The sequence below is a fragment of the Lysobacter sp. A289 genome (genome assembly GCF_054072675.1).
Map to the genome: position 1 here is coordinate 1,191,598 of NZ_JBSVRN010000001.1, position 24,931 is coordinate 1,216,528.

Below are 24,931 nucleotides of genomic sequence, written 5' to 3' on the forward strand. Positions count from 1 at the left end.
GAGCGCCTGACTGGGCGTGTCTACAGTTTGGAGGCAGCGATCTGCATCGCCAGGTTGGCGATGGACGGTTCCATCATGTCGGTCAACGGCTTCGGCCATACGCCGATAAACAAGGTTCCGGCCGCGAACACTCCCAGCACGAACAACTCGCGAGCGCCGATGTCCTTCATGGTCTTGACCGGCTCGTTGACCACCGGTCCCCACAGCACGCGCTTGACCAGCCACAGGCTGTAGCCGGCGCTGATGATCAGCGTCAGTGCTGCGCCCAGCGCGATCAACGGATTGCTCTGGAAGCTGGCCAGGATGACCATGAACTCGCCCACGAACGCGGACGTCCCGGGCAAGCCGGAGTTGGCCATCGCGAACAGCACATAGAACACCGCGAACATCGGCATCATTACCGCGACGCCGCCGTAGTCCTTGATGCTGCGCGTGTGCAGGCGGTCGTACAACACGCCGATGCAGGTAAACAGAGCCGCCGAAATGAAGCCATGGCTGACCATCTGCACCATCGCGCCCTGCAGGCCCAGCCGCGCGGCGTCCATGTCGCCGAAGTCGCGCACCAGCCCGAAGGCAATGAAGGTACCCAGGGTCACGAAGCCCATGTGCGCGACCGACGAGTAGGCCACCAGCCGCTTCATGTCCTCCTGCACCAGGGCGACCAGCCCGACATAGATCACCGCGATCAGGCTCAGCGCGATCATCAGCCAAGCCCATTCCGCACCGGCATCAGGCACGATCGGCAGGGCAAAACGCAGGAAGCCGTAGCCACCGATCTTCAACATGATCGCGGCCAGGATCACCGAGCCGGCGGTCGGCGCCTCGACGTGGGCGTCAGGCAACCAGGTATGAACCGGGAACATCGGGATCTTGATCGCGAACCCGAGCAGGAAGCCGAAGAAAATCCAGGTCTGTTCGCCCGCCGACAGCTGCAACTGGACCATGTCGGCGATCTGCCAGCTGCCACCCTTCATGTACAGGTAGATCAGCGCGATCAGCATGAACAGCGAGCCGAGGAACGTGTACAGGAAGAACTTCATCGCGGCGTAGACGCGACGCGGCCCGCCCCAGACGCCGATGATGATGAACATCGGGATCAGCATGCACTCGAAGAACACGTAGAACAGCATCGAGTCCAGCGCGCTGAACACCCCGATCATCAACCCTTCCAGGATCAGGAACGATGCGTAGTACTGGCTGACACGCTTGTCCACACTCCAGGCGTAGACCAGCACCAGCATCGATGTCAGGGCGGTCAATCCGATCAGTGGCACCGAGAATCCGTCAACCCCTAGGTGGTAGCGCACATCGAACGCCGGGATCCAGGCGTTGTTCTCCACGAACTGCATCGCCGCGGTGCCGGAATCAAACCCGGTGAACAACAACACGCTCAACACCAGGGTGACGGTAGCCACCGCGGTGGCAAACCAACGCGCGGCGTTGGCGCGTTCATTGCCCAATGCGAGGGTCAGCAGGCCGCCGATGATCGGCAACCAGACAATCAGGCTCAGCAAAGGCAGCGCGCTGTGTAAAGGCTCTGGGGTCACGTCGCGGTCCTTCTCAGATCAGGTTGCGGATGAGTGCGGCCAGCAACACGATCAAGCCGATAATCATCACAAAAGCGTAGTGGTACAGGAAGCCGGACTGGATCCGGCGGCTCAGGTTGGCGATCAGCTCGACTACGCGAACACTGCCATTGACGGCAACGCCATCGATCAATCGGCTGTCGATCATTCGTGACGCCTTGCCCAACTGGACGCTTCCGCCGGCAAGACCCTTGATCCACAGCGTGTCGAAACCGTATTTGTTTTCCAATACCCGGACCGGCCACGCAAAGACCCTGCGTGCCTTGGCGTGCAGCTCGGGCTTCCACAGGTACATCACCGTGGCCAGCGCGAAGCCGGCAAAGGCGAGCCAGAACGTCGGCGCCTTGAATCCGTGCAGCGCGAATGCCACCGGGCCGTGCCAGACCTGGCTGGCAAGCGTTGCCACCACGTCACGCGCCGCCGCCACGTCGATCGAGCCGAGGAAGAATGGGAGCTGCGCGATATCCCCATTCCAATTGGTCCCGAACAACACCGGACCCGCGGTGAAGAATCCGATCACCACCGAAGGAACCGCCAGCGCGATCAGCGGCACGGTCACCGTCCACGGCGACTCGTGTGGTTCGTGGTTGCCGTGGCCCTCGCCATGGTCATCATGGCCGGCCTCGTGCACTGCTGGCGCATCACGGAACCGTTCCTTGCCGTGGAAGGTCAGGTACAACAGACGGAAGCTGTAGAACGCGGTCACGAATGCGCCCGCCAGCACGGCCCAATAGGCGTACTGGGCAATCCATCCACCATGCTGGCTGGCGTGGTGCGCCGCCTCGATGATGGTGTCCTTGGAGTAGAAGCCGCTGAAGAACGGCGTACCGACCAGCGCCAACGTCCCCAGCAACATGGTCCAGTAGGTGATCGGCATGTATTTCTTCAGCCCGCCCATCCGGCGCATGTCCTGCTGATGGTGCATGCCGATGATCACCGAACCCGCCGCCAGGAACAGCAGCGCCTTGAAGAACGCATGGGTCATCAGGTGGAACACCGCTGCGCTGTAGGCGGACACGCCCAGCGCAACCGTCATGTAGCCCAGCTGCGACAGCGTCGAATAGGCGATGACGCGCTTGATGTCGTTCTGCACGATGCCGATCAGGCCGGTGAAAAACGCGGTCGTCGCGCCCAGGAACAGGACCAGCTGCAACGCGGTATCGGACAGCTCGAACAGCGGCGACATCCGCGCCACCATGAAGATGCCGGCGGTTACCATCGTCGCGGCGTGGATCAGCGCCGAGATCGGGGTCGGGCCTTCCATCGAGTCCGGCAGCCACACGTGCAACGGAACCTGCGCCGATTTCCCCATCGCGCCAATAAACAGGCAGATGCAGATCACCGTCGCGATCGACCACTCGTGGCCGGCGAAGACCGCAATGGACTCCCCTACCAGGCTTGGCGCGTTGGCAAATACGGTCGCGTAATCGAGCGAATCGAAATGCCACGCCACCGCGGCAATACCCAGAATGAAGCCGAAGTCGCCCACCCGGTTGACCATGAACGCCTTGAGGTTGGCGAACACCGCACTGGGGCGCTTGAACCAGAACCCGATCAACAGGTAGGACACCAGGCCCACCGCTTCCCAGCCAAAAAACAACTGCAGGAAGTTGTTGCTCATCACCAGCATCAGCATCGAGAAGGTGAACAGGCTGATGTAGCTGAAGAAGCGCTGATAACCGTCGTCGCCGGCCATGTAGCCGATGCTGTAGATATGCACCAGCAGCGATACCGAGGTCACCACCACCAGCATCATCGCGGTCAGCGTGTCGACCATGAAGCCGATGTGTGCCTCGAACCCGCCGACCTTGAACCAGGTGTAGAGGTTCTCGTTGAACGGCGCCGCGCCCTGCCCGACCAGTTGCCACAGCACCCACACCGACAGCGCGCAACTCACCGCCAGCCCGGCGATGGTGACGCTGTGTGCACCGGCGCGACCGATCCTGCGCCCAAAAAAGCCCGCGATGATCGTGCCCAACAGCGGTGCCAGCGCGATGGCCAGCAGCACCCACTTGGAAATGGCGAACTCCATACCCGACATCCGATCAGCCCTTCAACGAGTCAATTTCGGCGACATTGATCGTGCGCCGGTTACGGAACAGCGTGACGAGGATCGCCAGGCCGATGGCGGCTTCCGCCGCGGCCACGGTCAGGATGAAGAACACGAACACCTGGCCAGACGGGTCACCGAGTTCACGCGAGAACCCCACGAAGTTGATGTTGACCGAAAGCAGCATCAGCTCGATGCACATCAGCAACACGATGATGTTTTTGCGGTTGAGGAATATCCCGGCCACGGAGATGCAGAACAGCACGGTTCCCAGGGTGAGGAAGTGGCCCAGCGCCAAGCCTGAAGCGAACATATCCATTACTTGCCCTCCCCGGGATTGCCCGTGCTATCGACGTCATCCAGCGGTCGCGGCTTGACCGCGTCCATCTTGACCACGCGCAGCCGGTCGGCGGCGCGCACCCGCACCTGGTCGCCGGGGTTCTGCTTCTTGCCGCCTTCACGCGGCGGGCGCAGCGTCAGCGTCACCGCCGCGATCACCGCCACGGTCAGGATCACCGCAGCGGTTTCGAACGGCAGCAGGAATTCGGTGAACAATGCACGCGCCAGCCATTCGGTATTGGGCAGGCCGGCAGCGGCCGCGCCATCGACCGGGAACGGCGTGTCCATCAGCGCTTTCGCGCCAATCAGTACCAGCATCTCCACCAGCATCACTACCGCAACCAGCAATCCGACCGGCAGATAGCGCACATATCCCTCACGCAGCGGAATGATGTCGATATCGAGCATCATCACCACGAACAGGAACAGCACCATCACCGCGCCGACATAGATCAGCACCAGCGCCACACCGAGGAACTCGGCGTCGCCGATGATCCACACGCAAGCCACCGAGAAAAACGTCAGTACCAGCGACAGCGCGGAATGCACCGGATTGCGGACGCTGATGACGGCGGTTGCCGCCGCGATGGCCGCAAGGGAAAAAACAATGAAGGCTATGAAGACAAAATCCATGGGGGCACTCAGCGGAAGGGTGCGTCGGTGGCACGACGTTCTGCGATTTCAGCTTCAAGCCGGTCGCCGATGGCCAGCAGCTGCGGCTTGGTGAGGACGTTCTGGCCGCGCTGGTCGAAGTGGTATTCGTGGATATGGGTTTCCACGATCGAATCCACCGGGCACGACTCCTCGCAGAAGCCGCAATAGATGCATTTGAACAGGTCGATCTCATAGCGCGTGGTGCGGCGGCTGCCGTCTTCGCGCTTCTCCGAATCGATCGTGATCGCCAGTGCCGGGCATACCGCCTCGCACAATTTGCAGGCGATGCAACGCTCCTCGCCGTTGGGATACCGGCGCAGCGCATGGATGCCCCGGAAGCGCGGCGACTGCGGCGTCTTTTCCATCGGGTACATCAACGTGTACTTGGTCTTGAACGCGTACTTGAGCGTCAATCCCATGCCACGCAACAGCTCGATGAGCAGCAGGCTTTTGAAGAAGGAAACGATGCGATTCATGGCTCTACCTTATTGCCCCGGCTCGAAGACGCCGAAATACGCCATCAGCGCGACCACGACGATCCAGAAGATCGCCAGCGGAACGAATACCTTCCAGCCCAGGCGCATGATCTGATCGTAGCGATAGCGCGGGAACGAGGCGCGGAACCAGACGAAGCAGCTGGCAAAGAAGAACACCTTCGCAAACAGCCACCACCAGCCATCCACCGACAGCAGCGGAATGCCCCAGCCCTGCAGCGGGCTCAGCCAGCCACCAACGAAGAAGATCGAGACCAGGAAGCTGATCAGGATCATGTTCGCGTATTCGGCCAGGAAGAACAGCGCGAAACCGGCACCGGAATACTCGACCAGATGGCCACCGGTGATTTCCGACTCACCCTCGACCATGTCGAACGGCAGCCGGTTGGTCTCCGCCACGCCGGACACGAAATAGATCACGAACAACGGCAGCAACGGCAGCCAGAACCACTCGAACAGGCCCGCATTACCAGACTGCGCCATCACGATTTCGGTCAGGTTCAAGCTCCCGGCGGCAACCATCACCCCGACCAGCGCGAAACCCATTGCGATCTCGTACGCGACCATTTGCGCCGCACCGCGCATGGCGCCCAACAAGGCGTACTTCGAGTTGGTTGCCCAGCCGGCGAGAATCACTCCGTAGACCCCCATCGAGGTCATGGCCAACAGGTACAGCAGGCCCGCGTTGGCGTTGGACAGCACGACCTGGGCGTCAAACGGGATGACCGCCCACGCCGCCAGCGCCGGAATCAGCGCCAGCATCGGCGCCAACTTGTACAGGAACGGCGAGGCCGCGGCCGGCTGCAACAACTCCTTGAACAGCAGCTTGAACACGTCGGCGAACGTCTGCAACAGACCGCCAAAACCGACGTATTTCGGCCCGACGCGGACATGCATCCAGCCGATCAGCTTGCGCTCCCAGAGCACGTAGAACGCCACCGCGATGATCAGTGGCACCGTGATCGTCAGGATCATCAGTACCAGCCAGGCCACGGTCCCTACCGCCCCGAACGAGCTCAGCCAACCGTGGAACGGAGTGATCAGGTCATTCATCACGCTCACGCTCCCCGTACCTTGACGCGCCCGGCGCCCATGGGTGCGGTGGCGCCGTAGCCGCTCTCAATCCACACCGTGCCGGCGGCGACCTGGTCGCTTACCAGAACAGGCAAACTCGCAATGCCGGCAGTGGTATCGAACTTGCCGGTGGCACCATCTTCCAGTCCCAGTTGCCCGGCGTCGGAAGGATGGATCATCGCTCGCGGACCCACGTTGAGCGGATGGGCCTGCAGCGCGGAAGCGCGGCGCACCACAGCATCGCAACGATAGATCGCCACACTGGTGGCAATCTCCAGACCCTCACCGGAAGCATCGACGGACACGCTCTGGCCGGCGACCGGCTTGACCTCGCGTTTGACCAGGCTCGCGCGCAGACCCGCCAGATCGGTGAATTCAAACCCTTGCACCGCGGTCTGCCCGCCAAGTTGACCGCCCAGGGCACGCAACACGCGCCAGCCGGCACGCGCCTGGCCCGGGAGCTTCCCAGCAGCTACCGCCGCTTGTTCGCGGCCATCGACGTTGGTCAGGGTGGCGTCGATTTCGGGCAATAGACCGATCGGCAGGATCACGTCGGCGACCGCACGGGTCGACTCGCACGCAAAGTGACTGAACGCGACGACCTGCGCGCTGCCCAACGCCTTCAAGGCGGCGGCGGTATCGGCAAAATCCAGGCCCGGCTCAACCCCGTACAGCAGGTAGGCGGTACGCGGCTCGCGCAGCATGGCGCCGGCGTCGCGCGCGGTGGGCAACACGCCGTGATCGGCCAGCCCGACGGCATTGGCTCCCTGGGGAATGCGGCACAGGCGCGCGCCCGTGGCTGCCGCAAAATCAACTGCCGCAGTCCGGATCGCGGAGGCATGCGGGCTGTTCTCGGCCAGCGCGCCGATAAACACCACGGCGCGCGAAGCCGTCTTGGCCGCATCGCGCAACCCGGTATCGGCAAGCGCTGCCGCCAACCTGGACGGCGCCACGATCTGCTTGCCCGCAAGGTCGAAGGTCTGGTCGAAATCAACCGGATTGACCACATGCACCTTGGCGCCGTTCTGCCACGCCTTGCGTACCCGTGCATTCACCAGCGGCAGTTCATGCCGCAGGTTGGCACCGACGATAACCACCAGATCGGCCTGTTCGACATCGGCAACCTGCATCTGGAAGACATCGGCGATCGCGGCGTCGGACAGGTCGCGCTGACTGAGGCGGTGGTCGATATTGCCCGTCCCCAGCAAATCGCCAAGACGGGCCAGCAAAGCACCCTCCTCATTGGAGGTCGCAGGGTGCACCAGCATCCCCAACTGGTCGGCCGCGTTGTCACGCAGGATGGTCGCGGCTTTCGCCAGCGCCTCCTCCCACGTGGCATCACGCCAATGGCCACCGTCCTTGATCATCGGCTCCAGCGCGCGGTCACTCGCGTACAGGCCCTGATGGGAATAGCGATCGCGATCCGACAGCCAGCACTCGTTGACCATGTCGTTGTCGCGCGGCACGGCGCGCATCACCTCGCTACGGCGCACGTGCAGGAACAAGTTGCTGCCCAGCGCGTCGTGGTAACCCAGCGACTCGCGCGCCTGCATCTCCCAGGCGCGGGCGCGGAACTGGAATGGCTTGTTGGTCAGCGCGCCGACCGGGCATACATCGATGACGTTGCCGGACAACTCGGTCGTCAACGGCTTGCCGTCGTAGGTGCCGATCTGCAAGTCCTCGCCTCGATACATGCCACCCAACTCGTAGGTCCCGGCGATCTCGGCGGTAAATCGGACGCATCGCGTGCAGTGGATGCAGCGGGTCATCTCGGTCGCCACCAGCGGCCCGATGTCCTCATCGGCGACCACGCGTTTGCGTTCCGCGAAACGACTCACCGAGCGGCCGTAGCCGAGCGACAGGTCCTGCAACTCGCATTCGCCACCCTGGTCGCAGATCGGGCAGTCCAGCGGATGGTTGATCAGCAGGAACTCCATCACGTTGCGCTGCGATTTCAACGCCTTTTCGCTGCGGGTGCTGACCTTCATGCCATCCATGACCGGCGTGGCGCAGGCCGGCGCGGGCTTGCCCATCTTCTCCACGTCCACCAGGCACATCCGGCAGTTCGCCGCGATCGACAGTTTGTCGTGGTAGCAGAACCGCGGGATCGGAATGCCGACCTTGTCCGCGGCCTGGATGATCATCGAACCCTTCGGCGCGGTGGTGGCGACGCCATCGATCTCGATCGCGACATGCCCTTCCGGCACTACTGGGGCGACGCTGGTGTTTTCCGCTTCGGCGCTCATGCCACCTTCTCCACGCGCCCGTCGCGCTGGTCATCCACCAGGAAACGCTTGTTCACGATGGCGTACTCGAACTCCGCCCAGTAATGGCGCAGGAAGCCCTGCACCGGCCATGCCGCGGCTTCACCGAATGCACAGATGGTGTGCCCCTCGATCTGTCCGGCGGATTCGCGCAGCACCTGGAGATCCTCCACGGTCGCGCGCATGTCGACGACGCGGCTGATCATGCGGTACATCCAGCCGGTGCCTTCGCGACATGGCGTGCATTGACCGCAGCTTTCCTTGTAGTAGAACCGCGCGATGCGTTGGCAGGCGCGCACCATGCAGGCGGTCTCATCCATCACGATCACCGCGCCGGAGCCAAGGCCGGAGCCGGCCTTCTGCAACGCGTCGTAATCCATGGTCAGGCCCATCATGGTCTCGCCCGGCAATACCGGCATCGAGGATCCACCGGGGATCACCGCCTTGATCTTGTGGCCTGGACGAATGCCCCCGGCCAGCTCCAGCAGTTCCGAGAACGGCGTGCCCAGGCGGATCTCGTAGTTGCCCGGTTTGGCGACGTGGCCGGACACCGAGAACACCTTGGCGCCACCATTGTTCGGCTTGCCCAGGTTGAGGAACCATTCCGGACCGTTGCGGATGATGGTCGGCACCGAGGCGTAGGTCTCGGTGTTGTTGATCGTGGTCGGCTTGCCGTACAGGCCGAAGTTGGCAGGGAATGGCGGTTTGAAGCGCGGCATGCCCTTCTTGCCTTCCAGCGACTCCATCAATGCGGTTTCTTCACCACAGATATAGGCACCCGCACCCAATGCATTATGGATGTCGATGTCGATGCCCGAGCCAAGGATGTCCTTGCCCAGCCAGCCGTTGTCGTAGGCTTCCTTCAGCGCCTGCTCGATACGCTCGAACGGCTCATGGTGGAACTCGCCGCGCAGGTAGTTGTAGGCCACCGTCGAGCCGGTCGCATAGCAGGCGATCGCCATGCCCTCGATCACCGAATGCGGGTTGAAACGCAGGATGTCGCGATCCTTGCAGGTGCCCGGCTCGGATTCGTCGGAATTGCACAGGATGTATTTCTGGACCTCGTCGCCCTTGGGCATGAAGCTCCACTTCAGGCCGGTCGGAAAGCCCGCGCCACCGCGTCCCCGCAGACCGGACTGCTTGACCATCTCGACCACGTCGGCCGGCGCGATCTTCTCGTCGAGGATCTTGCGCCAGGCGCTGTAACCACCGGTCTTGAGGTAGTTGTCATACGACCACGGCGTGTCGTAGTGGAGCGTCGTGTAAACGACACTGTGCTCCTGCGGAGCAGGACCGACCGGACCGTAGCCCTTGGAATAATCGTGGTGCGCCATGTCCCCTCTCACTCCAGCCCGTCGAGCAGCGCGTCGACCTGCGCCGCATCGAGCTTCTCGTGGTAATGGCCGTTGACCAGCATCACCGGTGCGCCGCAGCAGGCAGCGACGCACTCTTCCTCGCGCTTGAGGAAGACGCGGCCGTCGGCAGTGGATTCACCCAGCTTGCAACCGAGCTTGTTCTCCGCGTGGGCGACCAGGTCTTCGGCGCCGTTGAGCCAACAGCTGATGTTGGTGCAGAAAGCGACGTTATTGCGGCCCACCGGCTGCAACACGAACATCGAGTAGAAACTCGCCACTTCGTAGGCATGCACCGGCGGCAGGCCCAGGTACTTGGCCACCGCGCAGATCAGCTCGTCGCTCAGCCAGCCGTGGTTCTGCTCCTGGGTGGCGAACAACCCCTGGATCACGGCCGAACGCTTGCGCTCGGGCGGGAACTTGGCCACCCAGTGATCGATCTGCGCGCGGGTGTCATCCGACAACGCAACCATCGGGTCGACGTTCTTGCACGCCTCGAAATTTCCAGTCGCTTTCATGCTTTCAAATCCTCAGCGATCGCCACGATCAGCGATCCACCTCGCCGAACACGAGGTCATAGGTACCAATCATCGCCACGGCGTCGGCCAGCATATGGCCCCGAACAACCGTGTCCATTGACGACAGATGCGCGAAACCAGGCGCGCGCAGTTTGACCCGGAAAGGCTTGTTGGCGCCGTCCGATACCAGGTAACAGCCAAACTCGCCCTTGGGTGCCTCCACTGCGCAGTAGGTCTCGCCGGCGGGCACGCAATAACCCTCGGTGAAGAACTTGAAGTGATGGATCAACGCTTCCATCGACTCCTTCATTTCCTCACGTTCTGGCGGCCGCACCTTGTAGTTGTCGACCATCACCGGGCCGGGATTCACCCGCAGCCATTTGACGCACTGCTGGATGATCCGGGTCGATTGACGCATCTCGGCGATACGCACCAGGTAGCGGTCGTAGCAGTCACCTTCGGTGCCCAACGGGATATCAAAATCCATCTCGGCGTACTTCGCGTAGGGCTGCTTCTTGCGCAGGTCCCAGGCAACACCCGAGCCGCGCAACATCACCCCGGTCATGCCCCAGGCCTTGGCCAGCTCCGGGCTGATCACGCCGATTCCGACCGTGCGCTGTTTCCAGATCCGGTTGTCGGTCAGCAGGGTTTCATACTCGTCCACGCGATGCGGGAAATCGTTGCAGAACGCTTCCAGGTAATCGAGCATCGAACCATCGCGCCAGTCATTGAAGCGCTTGAGCTTGGCACCCTTGCGCCACGGCGACTCCTTGTAGCGCGGCATCTGCCCCGGGAGGTCGCGATAGACGCCGCCGGGCCGGTAGTAAGTCGCGTGCATGCGCGCCCCGGAGACCGCTTCGTAGCAATCCATCAACTCCTCGCGCTCGCGGAACGCGTACAGCATCACCGCCATCGCACCCAGGTCGAGGGCGTTGGAACCCAGCCACATCAGATGGTTCAACAGGCGGGTGATCTCATCGAACATGGTGCGGATGTACTGCGCGCGCTCCGGCACCTCGATATCCAGCAGGGTCTCGATCGCACGCACATAGGCGTGCTCGTTGCACATCATCGACACGTAGTCGAGCCGATCCATGTAACCGATGGACTGGTTGAACGGCTTGGATTCGGCCAGTTTCTCGGTACCGCGATGCAGCAAGCCGACATGCGGGTCAACACGCTGCACGACCTCGCCGTCCATTTCCAGGATCAGGCGCAGTACACCATGGGCGGCCGGATGCTGCGGGCCGAAGTTCATGGTGTAGTTGCGGATCTCCGGGCTGTCCTTCAACCCGGAAATGGGGCTGGGGTCGAGTCGGGTCTGGTTGACCAGCGGCATCTGGTGGGTAGGCGTGCTCATGGCTTGACCTCGCGACGGGCCGCCGATTCACCGACAGCGGTCTGGTAGCGCGCGTCGTCGCGGATCACACGCGGCACCAATACCCGCGGCTCGATCGATACCGGTTCGTAGATCACGCGCTTCTTTTCCGCGTCGTAGCGGACCTCGACGTTGCCGATCAGCGGGAAGTCCTTCCGGAACGGGTGGCCGATGAAGCCGTAATCGGTAAGGATTCGGCGTAAGTCCGGGTGGCCCTCGAAAATGATGCCGAACAGATCGAACGCCTCACGCTCGAACCAGTTCGCGCCCGCCCAGACCGAGGTCAGCGAGTCCACGACCGGCATCGCGTCATCCGCGGCAAAGGTACGCAGGCGGAGCCGTCGGTTGTGCTGATAGGACAACAGGTGGGCGACCGCGGCAAAACGGCGATCCGGCGCGTCGGCCGCACCGTTGGGCGACTCGCCCCAGACAAAGCGCCCCGGGCCTTTGCCTTCGACGCCGCGCGAGAATCCCTCGAACGTGGCTTCGGTATTCCACTCATCGCTGCCGTAGCTCAGGTAGTCGACGCCGCTGACATCGGTCAGCTGCTCGAAACCGAACTCGTCGCGCAACGCCAGCGCCGCCGCCAGCCACTGCGTCGGATCGACATCCAGGGTGATCTCGCCACGCGGCTCGGCCACCGTCACCAAGCTATCGGCGAAACGCTCGCGCAAGCGATCGGCATACGCTGCAACCGACTCACTCATCCCGCACACCCTGCTTGGCCCCACCAAAGTTGGTGCCACGACGGATCTTCTTCTGCAACTGCAGGATGCCGTACACCAGCGCCTCGGCCGTTGGCGGGCAACCCGGCACGTAAATATCCACCGGCACGATACGGTCGCACCCGCGCACGACGGAATAGGAATAGTGGTAATAGCCGCCGCCATTGGCGCAGCTGCCCATCGAGATCACCCACTTGGGGTCGGGCATCTGGTCGTAGACCTTGCGCAGCGCCGGGGCCATCTTGTTGACCAGTGTGCCGGCCACGATCATCACGTCGGACTGGCGCGGAGACGGGCGGAAGATCACGCCGTAACGGTCCAGGTCCAGGCGCGCCGCGCCGGCGTGCATCATTTCCACCGCGCAACAGGCCAAGCCGAACGACACCGGCCACATCGAGCCGGTTCGCGCCCAATTCCACAGCGCATCCAGGTTGGTGGTGACGAAACCCTGCTGCATCAACGGGTTGTCAGCCTCGGGAAGCAGGATGTCATCAAGGCGCCCTACCGGCACCGGATTGTGCATCAGACCCGAGATGGTCTCACTCACTCCCATTCCAGCGCTCCCTTCTTCCATACATAGATGAAGCTCAACAGCAACATGCTGACAAAGATCGCCATCTCGACCAGGCCGACCAGGCCAAGATCCCGGAATACCGTTGCCCAGGGCACGATGAAGATGATCTCCAGGTCGAAGATGATGAACTGGATCGCGATCAGGTAGTAGCGCACGTCGAACTGCATGCGCGCATCTTCGAATGCTTCGAATCCGCATTCGTAGGGAGACAGTTTGGCCAGACTCGGGCGCCTGGGGCCGAGCACGTAGCCGGCGACCAACAGCACCACGCCAATACCGGTGGCGACAATAAGGAACAACAGGGTCGGCAGATATTCGCCCAGCACTTCCGTTCTCTCTCGGCTACGCCGCGCGAACGCGGACCTGGCTCGGCGGCACCAAACTGCGTAGGTACCGTTGACTAATGCAAACTGGAGTGGTGCCCAAGGGGGGACTCGAACCCCCACGACCTAAGCCGCTACCACCTCAAGGTAGTGCGTCTACCAATTCCGCCACCTGGGCACAATCTCCAAAACCTCCTTCATCCGTGATTCCGCGCCCCATCACTGGGCAACGACGGTTTTTGGTCATCATGACCGGACACCCGGCGCTCCATGCCGGACGTCACTTTGCTCCAATTGTATCGCGCTGCCTCAGTTGCCGACGGGTTTCGGTGTCTCTGCGTCGGCGGGGATTGCTGGCACGCCGTCGGCATCGATCGGGGCCTGCACGGGCACGGGTGTCGCCTGCTCCGGCGTTGCGGGAATGGCCGCATTCTCCTGGGGCAGTGCGGGCGCAACCGGCACCTGCGACATCACGCCAAGATCCTGAGTTGCCGCGGTTGGGCCGAGCACTTTGGTTGCCTGCCACGCCATGAACATGCTGATGCAGAAAAACGTGATGGCCAGCCATTTGGTCGACTTGGACAGGAAACTCGATGCACCGCGCGCGCCGAACACGGTCGCCGACGCACCGCCGCCAAACCCTGCGCCCGCTTGCGCACCTGCGCCGCGTTGCATCAGGATCATGGCGATCATGGCGATCGCGATAATCAAATAGATGACGTTGAGGAACAACAGCATCGGAAAGCTCTTCAGTCAATCGTCCGGGGTGAACCGGAACCGGTCAGGGCACCAACGCAGCCGCGATGGCGTTGAAGTCGGCAGCTGCCAGTGCGGCGCCGCCAATAAGGCCGCCATCGACGTCCGCTTGTGAAAACAGTGCGGCGGCATTGTCGGCCTTCACGCTACCGCCGTACAGGATCGGCAGCGAGTCAGCGATTCTAGCATCGTGGGCAGCGACTTCGCTACGGATGAATGCATGAACCGCCTGCACCTGCTCCGGAGTCGCGGTCTTGCCGGTACCAATGGCCCATACCGGCTCGTAGGCCACGATCGCGCCATCGAACGCACCGGCTCCGTCCTTGAGCAACGGAGCCAGCTGTTCTTGCAGCCGCCACTCGGTCTGCCCGTCCTCCCGCTCGCTCAGGCTCTCGCCGATGCAGAGGATCGGGGCAAGCCCGGCAGCCTTGGCCGCAAGGAACTTCTCGGCGACCAGTTCGCTGGTTTCATTGTGGTACTGGCGACGTTCCGAATGACCCACCAGGCCATAGCGCGCGCCGATATCGACCAACATTGCCGCGGAAACCTCACCGGTGTAGGCGCCTTTCTGGTTGCGACTGACGTCCTGGGCGCCAAACGCCAGTCCGCGGCTTGCATAGCGCGCCACCAGTTCACCCAGATAGGGCATGGGTGGCAGGATGATCCGCTCGACCCCGGACGAAACGCTCGCAGCGCTGATGGCATCCAGCAATTCCGCGGCGAAATGACGATCACCGTGCAGCTTCCAGTTCCCTGCGACGATCTTGCGACGAGCCATGCCAACTCCGATGTTGAAAGCCGCGATTGTAAAAACCGCGATTTTGAAGACCGCGATTCTACCCCAGTACCCACTGCGCCGGTTGCGGGACTAGCCAGCGACGGGACTACTTCAAATTGATTTCACGCAAACGCTGGTCCAGGTAATCCTGCGCGCTGATCGGCTCGGGATAACGGCTGGGGTTGTCGGCGGTGATCGTGCCGGGCAACACGTCGATCAGGAAGTCGGGATTCGGGTGCAGGAAGAATGGAACCGAGTAGCGTGGCTGGCGCGCCGCCTCCCCCATGGGGTTCACCACCCGATGTGTGGTCGAGGGATACACGTGGTTGGTCAAACGCTGCAGCATGTCGCCAATGTTGACCACGATGGTGTCGGCCTCCGCGGTGAATGGCACCCACTGCCCGCCGCGCGAGAGCACCTCCAGGCCTGCGGCGCTGGCGCCCACCAGCAACGTGATCAGGTTGATGTCTTCGTGCGCACCCGCGCGCACGTTGGGCACCTGGGCGGAGGTGATCGGCGGGTAATGGATCGGCCGCAGGATCGAATTGCCGGAGTCGATCTTGTCGTCGAACCAATCCGCCGGAAGGTCGATATGCAACGCCAACGCGCTGAGCACCTTCGCGCCCAACCCGTCAAGCGACTGATACAGGCCATAGGCGATCCGATGCAGCTCGGGAATCTCCGACGGCCAGATATTGGGCGGCATGACGCCTGCGTGCCTGGAGTCGCGCGGGATCTCGCGACCGATATGCCAGAACTCCTTCAGGTCATGATGGACGGCACCCTTCGCGGTCTCGACTCCGAACGGCGTGTAGCCACGCGCGCCGCCGCCGCCCGCGACGTGGTACCCGCGTTTGACGTCGTCGGGCAGCGCAAACAGGCGCTGGAACACGTCGTAGCTTTCGGCGATCCGGTCAGCCGGGATGCCATGGCCGCGAATCCCGGCGAAACCCCATTCGCGGTAGGCATCGCCGAGCTGCGCGACGAATCCGTCACGTTGCGCCGGATCATCAAAGCGTCGGATGTCAAAAACGGGAATGCGGGTCTGGCTCATGTCCTGTCCATTGCAATGAAGCGCTGTGTGGAACGCAGCGCGAATTACTTTTCCTGGGGGCTGCCCTGCTTCGCGGCCTGGCGCACGGCCTCGGCCAGGCGGTCGAGCGTGGATTGCACGAGTTCGGCGCCATCGGCCTCGACGGTGACCCGAACCACCGGCTCGGTGCCCGAGGGCCGCAGGAATGCACGTCCGCGCCCTTTTACCGCCAGTTGCGCGTCGGCCAATGCCGCCTGCACCGATGCCGCCTCGGCAGGACGGGTGCCATTGCTGAAGCGGACATTGACGGTCCGCTGGGGCACCTTTTCCAGCCCGGCCAACGCTTCGGCCAGCTCGACACCACGACGATGCAGCACCTCCAGCACCTGCAACGCGCTGACGATGCCATCGCCGGTGCCGCTCTGGTCCAGGCACAGCAGGTGGCCCGAAGCTTCCCCGCCCAGCACCCCGCCATGCGCGACCAGCTGCTGGTGTACGTGACGGTCGCCCACCTTGGCCCGGACAAAACCAATCCCTTCACTCTCGAACGCGCGCTCCAGTCCGTAATTGGTCATCACCGTACCGACCACCGGACCGCGCAGGCGACCGCTCTGGCGCCAGTCATTGGCCAGCACGTAGAGCAGGTCGTCACCATCGCAAACCTCGCCCTGGCGGTCGACGAACATCACCCGGTCACCGTCACCATCAAACGCAATGCCCAGCACCGCGCCGGTCTCGCGCACCCGTCGGGCCAGCGCCTGCGGGTGGGTCGAACCGACCCCGTCATTGATATTCAGGCCGTTGGGCTCGACCCCGATTGCGTCAACCTGGGCGCCCAGCTCACGCAACACCAACGGGGCCAGCTGGTAGGTCGCACCGTTGGCACAATCCAGCACGATGCGCATGCCGCCCAGGTCGAAACCCCTGGGCACGGAGTTCTTGCAGGCCTCCACGTAACGACCGATCGCGTCGCGGGTGCGCTCGGTCTTGCCCAGTTCCTCCGAGGGAACGGTACTGAAAGGCTCCTCCAGCGATGCCTCAATCGCCAACTCGGTAGCGTCGTCCAGCTTCTCGCCATGTGCGGAGAAAAACTTGATGCCATTGTCAAAATGCGGGTTGTGCGACGCGGAGATCACGATCCCGCCGTCAGCGCGCATCGAGCGGGTCAGATGGGCGACCGCCGGGGTCGGCATCGGCCCCATCAACTGCACATCGACGCCGGCCGCGACCAGACCCGCCTCCAGCGCGGCCTCGAACATGTAGTTCGAGATCCGGGTGTCCTTGCCGATGATCACCACCGGCTTGCGCCACGCGCGCTCGCCCTGCGCCGCGCGCTTGAGCGCAAAGCCGTAAGCGTTGCCCAGCCGCAGCACGAAGTCGGCGGAAATAGCGCCCTCGCCGACCCGGCCACGGATGCCGTCGGTACCAAAATATTTACGACTCATCAGATTTCACTCACGTCATGCCACGCGACGTCATGCCACGTGACGTCATGCCACGACTTCGGCATCGTCCTGCGGCTGGGGTTGTTTCATCATCATCGCCAACAAGTCGGCAAGCCGGTCGCGCATCTCGCGACGGTCGCAGATCTGGTCGATCGCACCGTGCTCAAGCAGGAACTCGGCGCGCTGGAAGCCCTCAGGCAGCGTCTCGCGCACGGTTTGCTCGATCACGCGCGGGCCGGCGAAACCGATCAACGCCTCCGGCTCGGCCATGTTGATGTCGCCAAGCATCGCGAACGACGCCGACACGCCGCCGAAGCTGGGATTGGTCATCACCGAAATGTAGGGCAGCCCGGCTTCACGCAAGCGCCCCAGCGCCGCGGAGGTCTTGGCCATCTGCATCAACGAGAACAGGCCTTCCTGCATGCGCATGCCGCCACTGGAGGAAAAACACACCAAGGGCGAGCCATCGGCCAGCGCCTGCTCGGCGGCGCGGGCGAAGCGCTCACCGCCGACCGAGCCCATCGAGCCGCCCATAAAGGCGAAGTCCATCGCGCAGGCGACCAGCGGGCGCTGTTTGAGCGTGCCGCGCAAGGCCACCAGCGCGTCGCGCTCACCGGTGGACTTGTGTGCGGCCTTGAGCCTGTCCGAGTACCTCTTTTGATCCCTGAACTTGAGCACATCGACCGGCGCAAGCTCGGCGGCGATCTCGCTGGTGCTGTCAGGGTCGAACAAGGCCTTGAGCCGTACCCGCGCACGGATCGCCCGGTGGTGGTTGCACTTCGGACAGACCTCCAGGTTCTCCTCCAGTTCCGGCCGGTACAGCACCGCGCCGCAACGGTCGCACTTTTCCCACAAGCCTTCGGGCACGCTGCGACGCTTGGCAGCAGCGGCATCGGTCCGGATGCCGGACGGCATTAATTTCTTGAGCCAGGACATGCGTTTACGAGATTTCCTGTAGCGGGTGGCGGGAGCCGGGATCGCCGGCCAACATGCGAGTTTAGCGCAGCGCGCCCTCAGGCCGGACCCGATCCATCGATAGCCTGCCGCAACGGCGCCAGGAAGGCGCCCGCGCGCCGCGCCGCGTCGGCCGGGTCGTCCGCCCCTGACATCGCCGCGACCAGTGCGCTGCCGACCACGACACCGTCGGCCTGGCTCGCCATTGCCGCAGCGCTGGCCGCATCCTTGATGCCGAAGCCGGCCACTACCGGCACCGTGCCGCGTGCCCGGATGGCACCCAGACGTTCACTGGCCGCGCCCGAATCCAGATGGTCGGCCCCGGTGACGCCGGCATAACTGACGTAGTAGAGATACCCGGTCGCCAGCTCGCACAGTTGATCCATGCGTGCCGACGAGGTCGTGGGTGCCGCCAGCAGGATCAGGTCCAGGCCGCACGCGGCAAACGCGAGCCGGTACTCGGCGGCTTCCTCGGGCGGCAGGTCAACCAGCAACGCACCGTCGATGCCGGCGCTCACCGCCTGCGCGGCGTAGCGCTCGGGCCCACGGACCTCGACCGGGTTGAGGTAGCCCATCAACACCACCGGCGTCTCGTCATCGGTTTCGCGGAACCGCCGCACCGTCTCGAAGACATAGTCCATTCCGGCCCCGCGGCTGAGCGCACGCTCGGAGCTGTGCTGGATGGTCGGTCCATCCGCCATCGGGTCGGAAAATGGAACTCCGATCTCGATCACGTCAGCACCGGCTGCCACCAGGGCGTGCATCACCGGCAAGGTCGCCTCCAGCGACGGATCACCGGCCGTGATGAATGGCACCAGCGCTTTGCGGGCGTCGGCTTTCAACTTGGCAAAACGGCTTGCAATACGGCTCATAGCACCATCCCCTCGCGCGCCGCGATGGTGTGCACGTCCTTGTCGCCGCGACCGGACAGGTTGCACAGCACGGTCGCGTCCTTGGGCAGTTCACGCGCCAGCTTCACCGCCTGGGCGACCGCATGGCTGGACTCCAGCGCCGGCAGGATGCCTTCGGTACGGATCAGTTGGTGGAAGGCCTGCAGCGCCTCGTCGTCGGTGACGCCAATATAGTCGGCGCGCCCGGTTTCCTTCAGGAACGCATGCTCCGGGCCCACGCCCGGGTAGTCCAGGCCGGCCGAGATCGAATGGGTGGGGATGATCTGGCCATCGTCATCGCACAACAGATACGTGCGGTTGCCGTGCAGCACCCCCGGCCGTCCCGCGGCCAGGGACGCGGCATGGCGACCGGTGTCCATGCCCTCGCCCGCCGCCTCGGCGCCGACGATCCGCACCCCCGGATCATTCAGGAATGCATGGAAAATCCCGATGGCGTTGCTGCCGCCGCCGACGCAGGCGGTGATTACATCCGGCAGGCGACCGTACTCGGCCAGCATCTGCTCGCGCGCCTCGCGCCCGACGACCGCGTTGAAGTCGCGCACCATGCGCGGGTACGGGTCGGGCCCGGCCACGGTGCCGATGATGTAGAACGTGTCGGCGACATTGGTGACCCAGTCGCGCATGGCCTCGTTGAGGGCGTCCTTCAAGGTCGCCGAGCCGCTGCTCACCGGCACCACGGTCGCGCCGAGCAACTGCATCCGGTAGACATTGATCTTCTGCCGCTCGATGTCGGTCGCGCCCATGTAGACCACGCATTCCAGCCCCAGACGGGCCGCCACGGTGGCCGATGCAACGCCGTGCTGGCCGGCGCCGGTCTCGGCGATGATCCGGGTCTTGCCCATTCGGCTGGCCAGCAGGGCCTGGCCAATGGTGTTGTTGATCTTGTGCGCGCCGGTGTGGTTCAGATCCTCGCGCTTGAGCAGGATGCGTGCGCCGCCGACCTCGCGGCTCAGCCGCTGTGCGTGGTAGATCGGGCTGGGCCGGCCAACATAATGGGCCAGGTCGCGCTCGAACTCGGCCACGAAAGCCGGGTCGATGCGGGCGGCGTCATAGGCGGCCGCCAGCTCCTGCAAGGGGCCGACCAGGGTCTCGGCCACGAAACGCCCGCCGAAGCGGCCGAAATGTCCGGATGCGTCCGGGAAGGCGTGGTAATCAACGGCGTCAGGGATCGCCGAAGAGGTGGGGCTGGTAGGGTTTATCGCCGCGTTGGCAGCGAACCGACCTGGGGGAGATTGGAAGGGCATTTCTCGCTCGTCTGTGGGCCGGCGTCACCGCCGGGAGGGTAATCGGCCACCGCGCCAGCTGGCGCAGGTCAGTCTGGCTGGTATCACTCTGGCTGGTAACAGTCGGCACGCCGAACCTGTTCCACGAAATGTCGCATCTTGTCGCCATCTTTCACACCCGGCGCGCTCTCGATGCCGCTGGACACATCCACGCCCCACGGCAAGGCGGCCTGGATCGCGTCGAATACGTTGTCGGCCGACAAACCGCCGGCGAGTACGAATGGCTTCTGCACACCGGCCGGAATCCGCCGCCAGTCAAATACCTTGCCGCTGCCACCGGCGCCGCCAACATCGTGGCTGTCGAACAGGAATCCGGCGGCGGCGGGATAGCAACGATGCAGCATCACCGGATGCTCCCGCGCAATCGGACTGCCCATCGGGATCGCCTTCAGGTACGGGACGCCAAAGGCGCTGCAGAAGGCGTCGTCCTCGCTGCCATGGAATTGCAGCAGGCTCGGGCGGACCTGGCGCACGACCTGGCGGACTTCATCGGCCGGGTTGTCACTGAACAACGCGACCGCGTCGACCAGCGGCGCCAGTGCCTGGCGCATCGCACGCGCCTGCTGCGGCGCAACCCGACGCGTGCTTTGGCTGGCAAACACGAACCCGATCGCATCGGCACCCAGCTCGCATGCCAACCGCACGTCACCAGGGCGGGTCAGGCCACAGAACTTCACGCGGGTGCGGAACAGGATGCGGCTCAAGATACGGCCCTCACAATGTGACTTCGGCAGGAAGCAACCATTGTGCAGGGTAGCGCGGCCCGAGAAACACCAGCCCGGCGGACGGGGCCGTCGGGCCGGCCAGCGCACGATCGCGGCCGGCCAGCAGCTGCGCGATCCATTCTCCAGGCCGCTCGCCACGGCCTACCGGCAACAGGCTGCCGACGATATTGCGGACCATATGGTGCAAAAATCCATTCGCCTGCACCTCGATCGTCACGATGTCGTCGTGTCGGGTGACGCTGATGTCCTGCAAGTCACGTCGCGGATGCGGGGCCTGGCAGTGCACGGTCCGGAACGCAGAAAAATCATGCATACCCCGCAGCGCCTGGGCCGCCTCATGCATCGCCTCAGCGTCCAGCGGCAGGCGCTCCCAACTCAGGTATTGGCGATGCAGGGCCGGTCGCATCGGGCGGTTGAGTATCCGGTATTGGTAGCGCCGGGCGCGTGCACAGTAGCGGGCATGGAACTCAAATGGAACCGGCACGCACCACCGTACGCAGACCGAGGGCGGGAGCCGGCTGCTGGTGCCCAGTACCCAGCTACGGGGTTCGCGCTCCGCGGGACCATCAAAGTGAACCACTTGGGCGGACGCGTGCACTCCGGCGTCAGTCCGGCCCGCGCAGACCGCCGTGATCGGCACGTCGGCAACAAACGACAAGGCCTTCTCCAGCGCGGCCTGGATGGTTGGCTCGCTACGTCGCTCGGGCTTGCCGGGCTTGTTCAACCGCTGCCAGCCGGAAAACCCGCCACCGTCGTACTCGACACCCAGCGCCCAACGTTGCAACGAGGTCGGTAACGGCTCCGGAATCACCGCTCCTGGCCGGTCTCGCGCAGCAGTTGCTCCGCCTGCTGGCTGGTAGCCACGTCCCCGCTGAGCACCAGTTCGTCCAGCAGTTGGCGGGCGCTGTCGCGGTCACCCAGCTCAAGGTAGGCACGAGCCAGCTCCAGTCGTTCCAACCCGGGCGCGTCGACGTCGAAATCCGTGTCGGTAGCGGGCGCGGACGAAGGACGATTCAGCTTTTGATCGTCGGATCCCGCATGCCAGACCGGCACTGCAGCGGCCCCGGCCATCAACGACGAGTCACTTGAACCCACCGGCACCTTCGACGGCGACGGCTCGGAACCGGCGGCCGCATTGTCGTTCAGCGGTTTCGGCTCATCCGGCGCACTATCGGATCGGGATGGACTCCGGCCATCGGGGAAACCGCTGGCCAAAGTCGATGGCGCCTGGGCCGTGGTCGAAGGCACACGGAACTTCGGTACCGCGACGGCACGCCGACGCGACCACCAGACGCCCAGCAACACCAGCACCAGCAACCCAATGCCGGCCAGGATCCAGGGCAGCCCGGAAACCGCGCCGCCAGCCTCGGCCGCCTGGGCCTGTGCAAGTTGCTGCTGCACCGCGGTCAACTCGCTGTCCTTCATGGTCAGCAATTTCTGCTGGTCGAGCTGGAGTTGTTCGAGTTCAGCGATCCGGCTCTCCATGTCTGCCAGCTGCGCATCGCGTGCGGCCAGCGTCTCGGTTGTCTGTTGCAGTTGTTGTCGCACCATGTCGCCTTCGCCTCCGGCACTGATGCCCGATTGTGGCCCCGTCCGGGTCGCGTCGCTGGCGCCCGGCGGAACGATTTGCAGCCGCGCACCGCTGGCTGCGGCCGACGTCGTCGTTGCCTCTGCGGTGGAGGCCGGGTTGGGTTCGCCTTCACCGTCGACCAGGGTCGGTTGTGGCACCGGCTGGCTGGCCATACGCCAGGCCCGGGTCTGTTCGCGGACCTTCGCCATCGCCTGGGCAGCGTCGATGTCCAACACCTCGGCGGCATCGGGGATCCGCAGTACCACGCCTTGTTTGAGCAGGTTGATGTTGCCGCCGATGAACGCCTCCGGATTGGACCGCAACAACGCGATCATGGCCTGGTTGAGATTGCCGCCAAGATCCAGCTGCTGTGCGATCTCCGACAACGTGTCTCCGGCCTGGACCTCGGCGGGGTTGCGCCTGGTGGCAGGCGCAGCGGGCACGGCCGTCGTGGTCGCCACGGACGTGGGCGTCGGTGCGATCGCATTGGCCGGCTCTGCCGGCTCCGCGGCCGTGGCATTCGCACCGGCATCCGGAGCCTCGCCCTGCGCCGCGGATTCGGGCGGACGCAAGATCGTGTTGGAAGGCGTCACCACCGGTGCATCGACCTGTGGCTGCAACGGTGCCGACACGGTGCGCGGCGCGTCCAGCAGCGTCGAGTACTCACGAACCATCCGACCCTGGCCCCAATCGACCTCGACCAGGAAAGTCAGCAGCGATTCGGTGATCGGCTGGGAACTGGTCACCCGGATCACCGGGTTGCCGGCAGCGTCCAGCGCAGACACGAACTGGAGTCCCGCCACCACCCCTTCGGGCGGGCTGAGCCCCACGCGGGCGAACGTTTCCGGCGACGCCAACCCGACCCGCAACTGTTCCAGCTCGCCGGGATCGTTGGAGATAATTGAAATCTCGGCCAGCAATGGCTCGCCCAGCTTGGACTTCACCTCGATCTGGCCCAGACCCAGCGCAGCCACCGAGCTGCTGGCCAGCGCCAGCATCATTACCAGCACCACGCGCATGAATCGCTTCACCGTCACCCCCGACTAACCGTTGATCGCGACTCTAACGGCCGCACGCACTGGCGGCAATGCAACCTCCTATTCACCCGACGCCTGCTCGGCCATGACCAGCTCGGCCAGTTGCACCGCATTGAGCGCCGCACCCTTGCGGATATTGTCCGCGACCACCCACAGCGACAGCCCGCGCGGATGGGAGATGTCCTCGCGGATGCGACCGACATACACCGGATCGGTGCCGGAGGCGTGGGTCACCGCCGTCGGGTAACCGCCATCCACCGGCTCGTCGACTACTTCTATCCCGGGTGCGTCCTGCAGCAGCTTGCGCGCATCTGCCGCCGTCAGCTTCGAACCGGTCTCGATATGCAACGCCTCGGAGTGGCCGAAGAACACCGGCACCCGGGCCACGGTCGCGTTCACCCCGATCGAGTCATCGGCGAGGATCTTGCGGGTTTCCCAGACCAGCTTCATCTCTTCGGTGGTGTAGCCGTTGTCAGTGAACTCACCGCCCTGGGGAATCACGTTGAACGCGATCTGCACCGGGTAGACCTTCGCCTCGACCTCGCGAAAATTGAGCATCCCGGCGGTTTGCCGGCCCAACTCTTCCAGTGCATGTTGACCGGTGCCCGACACCGACTGGTAGGTAGCCACGTTGATGCGCTCGATGCCCACGGCGCGGTGGATCGGCGCCAGGGCCACCAGCATCTGCATGGTCGAGCAGTTCGGGTTGGCGATGATCCCGCGTGGCCGGCTGCGCGCGGCCTGCGGATTCACCTCGAACACCACCAGCGGCACGTCGTCGTCCTGGCGGAATGCCGATGAGTTGTCGATCACCACCGCGCCGGCAGCAACGAATTTCGGCGCATGGAGCTTCGACACCTCGGCGCCGGCGGAGAACAAGGCAATATCCACCCCGGCCGGATCGAACGTGGCCAGGTCCTGCACGACCAGTTGCCGGGCGCCGTACTCGAGCTTCTCGCCGGCGGAGCGCTCACTGGCCAATACATGCAGCTGACCGACCGGGAACTGACGCTCGGCAAGGATCTTCAGCATCGCGGTGCCGACAGCGCCTGTGGCGCCAACGACAGCTACGTTCACGGTCTTGCTCATCGAATTACCTGGGAAGTAG

At 64.0% G+C, this 24,931-nt stretch carries 24 protein-coding genes and 1 tRNA gene; all 25 read right to left on the reverse strand.

The window, feature by feature from the left end:
• Positions 1–20: 20 nt before the first annotated feature.
• Positions 21–1,520 (reverse strand): NADH-quinone oxidoreductase subunit M, encoded by a 1,500-nt coding sequence (locus ACW5DN_RS05400; protein WP_456962965.1) that lies wholly within the window; start codon positions 1,518–1,520, stop codon positions 21–23.
• 40 nt (positions 1,521–1,560) lie between these two features.
• A complete protein-coding gene (gene nuoL, locus ACW5DN_RS05405) occupies positions 1,561–3,618 on the reverse strand; it encodes an NADH-quinone oxidoreductase subunit L (protein WP_456961716.1) in 2,058 nt (685 codons plus the stop codon).
• A 13-nt stretch (positions 3,619–3,631) separates the two neighbouring features.
• Complete coding sequence (gene nuoK / locus ACW5DN_RS05410; protein ID WP_456962966.1) at positions 3,632–3,949, reverse strand: NADH-quinone oxidoreductase subunit NuoK; 318 nt, start codon at positions 3,947–3,949, stop codon at positions 3,632–3,634.
• Between the two features lie 5 nt (positions 3,950–3,954).
• Positions 3,955–4,608, reverse strand: a complete 654-nt coding sequence (locus ACW5DN_RS05415) for an NADH-quinone oxidoreductase subunit J (protein ID WP_456961717.1) — start codon at positions 4,606–4,608, stop codon at positions 3,955–3,957.
• Positions 4,609–4,616: 8 nt separating this feature from the next.
• Positions 4,617–5,105 carry an NADH-quinone oxidoreductase subunit NuoI gene (nuoI, locus tag ACW5DN_RS05420; protein ID WP_456961718.1) on the reverse strand — a complete coding sequence of 163 codons (489 nt, stop codon included), beginning with the start codon at positions 5,103–5,105 and terminating at the stop codon, positions 4,617–4,619.
• Positions 5,106–5,114: 9 nt separating this feature from the next.
• Positions 5,115–6,176: an NADH-quinone oxidoreductase subunit NuoH gene (gene nuoH / locus ACW5DN_RS05425; RefSeq protein ID WP_456961719.1), complete on the reverse strand. Its 1,062-nt coding sequence runs from the start codon at positions 6,174–6,176 to the stop codon at positions 5,115–5,117.
• Positions 6,177–6,181: 5 nt separating this feature from the next.
• Positions 6,182–8,443, reverse strand: a complete 2,262-nt coding sequence (nuoG, locus tag ACW5DN_RS05430; protein WP_456961720.1) for an NADH-quinone oxidoreductase subunit NuoG — start codon at positions 8,441–8,443, stop codon at positions 6,182–6,184.
• The gene (nuoF, locus tag ACW5DN_RS05435; protein ID WP_456961721.1) at positions 8,440–9,795 is read right to left on the reverse strand and encodes an NADH-quinone oxidoreductase subunit NuoF; all 1,356 of its coding nucleotides are present in this window, start codon (positions 9,793–9,795) and stop codon (positions 8,440–8,442) included. The genes nuoG and nuoF overlap by 4 nt, the downstream gene beginning before the upstream one ends.
• Before the next feature lie 8 nt (positions 9,796–9,803).
• Positions 9,804–10,331, reverse strand: a complete 528-nt coding sequence (gene nuoE, locus ACW5DN_RS05440) for an NADH-quinone oxidoreductase subunit NuoE (protein ID WP_456961722.1) — start codon at positions 10,329–10,331, stop codon at positions 9,804–9,806.
• A 28-nt stretch (positions 10,332–10,359) separates the two neighbouring features.
• Entirely contained in the window at positions 10,360–11,589 is a 1,230-nt protein-coding gene (locus tag ACW5DN_RS05445; RefSeq protein WP_456962967.1) for an NADH-quinone oxidoreductase subunit D, read from the reverse strand.
• Positions 11,590–11,687: 98 nt separating this feature from the next.
• Positions 11,688–12,416: an NADH-quinone oxidoreductase subunit C gene (locus tag ACW5DN_RS05450; RefSeq protein ID WP_456961723.1), complete on the reverse strand. Its 729-nt coding sequence runs from the start codon at positions 12,414–12,416 to the stop codon at positions 11,688–11,690.
• Positions 12,409–12,987 (reverse strand): NuoB/complex I 20 kDa subunit family protein, encoded by a 579-nt coding sequence (locus ACW5DN_RS05455; protein WP_456961724.1) that lies wholly within the window; start codon positions 12,985–12,987, stop codon positions 12,409–12,411. The genes ACW5DN_RS05450 and ACW5DN_RS05455 overlap by 8 nt, the downstream gene beginning before the upstream one ends.
• Positions 12,978–13,334, reverse strand: coding sequence for an NADH-quinone oxidoreductase subunit A (locus tag ACW5DN_RS05460; protein ID WP_456961725.1), 357 nt, complete (start codon positions 13,332–13,334; stop codon positions 12,978–12,980). The genes ACW5DN_RS05455 and ACW5DN_RS05460 overlap by 10 nt, the downstream gene beginning before the upstream one ends.
• A 90-nt stretch (positions 13,335–13,424) precedes the next feature.
• Positions 13,425–13,509: transfer RNA gene (locus ACW5DN_RS05465), tRNA-Leu, on the reverse strand.
• Between the two features lie 131 nt (positions 13,510–13,640).
• Positions 13,641–14,069, reverse strand: coding sequence for a preprotein translocase subunit SecG (gene secG, locus ACW5DN_RS05470; RefSeq protein WP_456961726.1), 429 nt, complete (start codon positions 14,067–14,069; stop codon positions 13,641–13,643).
• A 43-nt stretch (positions 14,070–14,112) separates the two neighbouring features.
• Positions 14,113–14,865 carry a triose-phosphate isomerase gene (tpiA, locus tag ACW5DN_RS05475; RefSeq protein ID WP_456961727.1) on the reverse strand — a complete coding sequence of 251 codons (753 nt, stop codon included), beginning with the start codon at positions 14,863–14,865 and terminating at the stop codon, positions 14,113–14,115.
• Between the two features lie 106 nt (positions 14,866–14,971).
• Complete coding sequence (locus ACW5DN_RS05480; RefSeq protein ID WP_456961728.1) at positions 14,972–15,919, reverse strand: isopenicillin N synthase family dioxygenase; 948 nt, start codon at positions 15,917–15,919, stop codon at positions 14,972–14,974.
• A 44-nt stretch (positions 15,920–15,963) separates the two neighbouring features.
• On the reverse strand, positions 15,964–17,346 hold the full coding sequence (glmM, locus tag ACW5DN_RS05485) for a phosphoglucosamine mutase (protein WP_456962968.1): 1,383 nt from the start codon (positions 17,344–17,346) through the stop codon (positions 15,964–15,966).
• Between the two features lie 42 nt (positions 17,347–17,388).
• A complete protein-coding gene (accD, locus tag ACW5DN_RS05490) occupies positions 17,389–18,279 on the reverse strand; it encodes an acetyl-CoA carboxylase, carboxyltransferase subunit beta (protein WP_456961729.1) in 891 nt (296 codons plus the stop codon).
• A gap of 77 nt (positions 18,280–18,356) precedes the next feature.
• A complete protein-coding gene (gene trpA, locus ACW5DN_RS05495) occupies positions 18,357–19,169 on the reverse strand; it encodes a tryptophan synthase subunit alpha (RefSeq protein WP_456961730.1) in 813 nt (270 codons plus the stop codon).
• Complete coding sequence (trpB, locus tag ACW5DN_RS05500) at positions 19,166–20,452, reverse strand: tryptophan synthase subunit beta (protein WP_456961731.1); 1,287 nt, start codon at positions 20,450–20,452, stop codon at positions 19,166–19,168. Before trpB ends, trpA begins: the two co-directional genes overlap by 4 nt.
• Positions 20,453–20,535: 83 nt before the next feature.
• Positions 20,536–21,195 carry a phosphoribosylanthranilate isomerase gene (locus ACW5DN_RS05505; protein WP_456961732.1) on the reverse strand — a complete coding sequence of 220 codons (660 nt, stop codon included), beginning with the start codon at positions 21,193–21,195 and terminating at the stop codon, positions 20,536–20,538.
• A 10-nt stretch (positions 21,196–21,205) separates the two neighbouring features.
• Positions 21,206–22,000, reverse strand: a complete 795-nt coding sequence (gene truA, locus ACW5DN_RS05510; RefSeq protein WP_456961733.1) for a tRNA pseudouridine(38-40) synthase TruA — start codon at positions 21,998–22,000, stop codon at positions 21,206–21,208.
• A 23-nt stretch (positions 22,001–22,023) separates the two neighbouring features.
• Complete coding sequence (locus ACW5DN_RS05515) at positions 22,024–23,817, reverse strand: type IV pilus assembly protein FimV (protein WP_456961734.1); 1,794 nt, start codon at positions 23,815–23,817, stop codon at positions 22,024–22,026.
• Positions 23,818–23,883: 66 nt separating this feature from the next.
• A complete protein-coding gene (locus tag ACW5DN_RS05520) occupies positions 23,884–24,912 on the reverse strand; it encodes an aspartate-semialdehyde dehydrogenase (protein WP_456961735.1) in 1,029 nt (342 codons plus the stop codon).
• Positions 24,913–24,931 lie beyond the last annotated feature (19 nt).